General features: G+C 67.0%; 2 protein-coding genes. One reads left to right on the top strand and one right to left on the bottom strand.

What is annotated here, in order from left to right:
• Nucleotides 1-1,797, top strand: a 1,797-nt coding sequence (locus EN939_RS31180; RefSeq protein ID WP_164751379.1) for an FUSC family protein, incomplete at its 5' end; no start/stop codon positions are given.
• Here the strand turns inward: EN939_RS31180 and EN939_RS31175 are convergent.
• On the bottom strand, nt 1,794-2,191 hold a 398-nt coding region (locus tag EN939_RS31175; RefSeq protein WP_127271456.1), incomplete at its 5' end, for a DUF2336 domain-containing protein. The genes EN939_RS31180 and EN939_RS31175 overlap by 4 nt on opposite strands.

Below are 2,191 nucleotides of genomic sequence, written 5' to 3'. Positions count from 1 at the left end.
ACCGTATTCGGCACCAACCCCTGGGTGCTGGTGACGGTGCTTGCCGTCTGGATCGGCATCTGCACCTTCGTCTCGTCGCTGCTGCGCAATCCGGAAGCCTATGGCGCCGCGCTCGCCGGCTACACCGCAATGATCATCGGCCTGCCCGCCTTCGGACAACCGCATCTCGTCGTCGACCTCGCGGTCGCGCGATGTGCCGAGATCGTGCTTGGCATTGTCTGCGCCGGCCTGACCAGCCGCCTGATCCTGCCAAAACTGGCCAGCGACGCCATCGTCTCGCGCCTGAAACGCTGTATCCTTGATCTTGCCACCTATGCCGGCGGTGCGTTCTCCGGCGGCGACCCGGCAACGCTGTCCACGCTGCACCGAAAGCTGATCACTGATGCCCAGACGCTCGGCGAGATGCGCGCCTATGCCAGGCTCGAGGCGCCGAGCTTCGCGCCGCGCGCCCATCCAGTCCGTCGCACCATCGGACAGCTGCTCTCGGCCCTGTCGGCGGCACGCGCGCTGCATTCGCACGCCGCCCCGAAGAATGCGGCGCTCATCCCGGTGCGCTCGGAACTGCAGTCGCTGGTCAGCGAGCTGGCGACCAAGCCCGGCGCGCTGGACGATACGGCGCTGTGGGTGGCTCGGCTCGATGCGATTTCCGGAAACGCCCGGCAAATGCCAGATGCCTCGACCGACCAGGGCGACGACAGGGTCGGCACCATCACCCGCCTGACCATCGCCGCCGATTTCGCCGAGGCGCTCAAGCAGGTGCTGCGCGGCCTCGACGCCCTGCGCGCGCCTGCCACGCGCCTGGCCAGGGGCAGCAGGCAGCCTGCGCTGGTGGTGCATCGCGATTACGCCGGCGCATCGCGTAACGCCTTGCGCGCTGCCCTTGCCACGCTGCTGGTCGCGGCTTTCTGGTTGACGACGAAATGGTCGGAAGCGGCCGGCACGGTCATCCTCGTTGCTGTCGTATCGAGCCTGTTTGCTGCTCGCCCCGACCCTGTGCAGGTCGCCTGGGGTTTCTTCAAGGGAACGCTGCTCGCTTTGCCCTTTGCCTTTCTCGTCGGCCAGATCGCGCTGCCCGCTTTGCCGGGCTTCGGCTGGTTCATGCTGTTTGTCGTGCCCATTCTTGTACCGACGGCGCTGGCCATGGCCAATCCACGCTATGTCGGCGTGGCGACGGCCTTCGCCATCAACTTCCTCGCCTTCCTGAGCCCGCACCAGGCGATGACCTACGATCCCGTACCCTTCTTCGCCGGGTCGGCGTCGATCCTGGTCGGCATCCTGCTGGCGATCGGTGTCTTCATCGTCGTGCTGCCAGCCGATCCGTGGCTCGCGGCCAACCGGATCGTGCGCGCCATGCGCGAGGATCTGGCGCGGCTTTGCCTGCATGAGCGGGTGCCGAGGCGGTCGGCCTTCGAGAGCCTCGCCTACGACCGCATCAACCAGCTGATGCCGCTGGTGCAGAATGCCGGTCAGAAGGGCGATGCGGTTCTGGGCGGCGGAGTCGCCGCCGTCACCGTCGGCCTGGAGGTCCTTCGGCTGCGCGATGCAAGCCAAAGCCATGCCATTCCATCCGAGACCGCGCTTTCGATCGCCAACTTCCTGAGGGGACTGGCGCGCGAACTGCTTTTCCGCGCCCCCGGCGATCCACAGACCTCGACCGTCGCCGTCGCCCGGCAGTACGCAGCGAACATCGCCGAGCGAAACGGCACCGGCGAATTGCTGCAAATCGCAGCATCGCTGCGCATCATCGCCGCGGCGATGGAGGATTTCCCGGACTTTTTCGCGAGGGATAAAGGCTAAGCCGCCGCTATCGCCAGTGCGTGGCCGCGTGCGTTTTCGCGCAGCGCGTCGAGATGGATCGACTTGACCAGCGTGGCAAGATCGCCTTCCGCGGACTGCCCGCCCACCTCCTTGAGCATCAGCCAGCTGACCTCTTGCACACCGGCGACGCGCTTGCCGTTGGCGACCTCGCGCCAGATCTTCAGCGCGCGCAGGATGATGGCATGGGTGACTGCGGCGAGGCCGGCGCTGCGGAACAACGCCTGCAACGCCACGTCGTGCCCGCCGGCCAGCAGCGCCCTCACCCGTTGTTCGGACTGCTGGCTGAGCGCGACCAGCGCCGAGCCGAAGAAATCGACCTTGCCATGCGCGATGGTGCGGATCAGAAAGCTCGCGGTAAGGTCGCCGCGCAGCC

The sequence above is a fragment of the Mesorhizobium sp. M7A.F.Ca.CA.002.05.1.1 genome (assembly GCF_003998335.1).
Lineage (GTDB): Bacteria > Pseudomonadota > Alphaproteobacteria > Rhizobiales > Rhizobiaceae > Mesorhizobium.
Note: the sequence above shows the minus strand (reverse complement) of the source record. Positions and strands in the feature narration are given on the sequence as shown.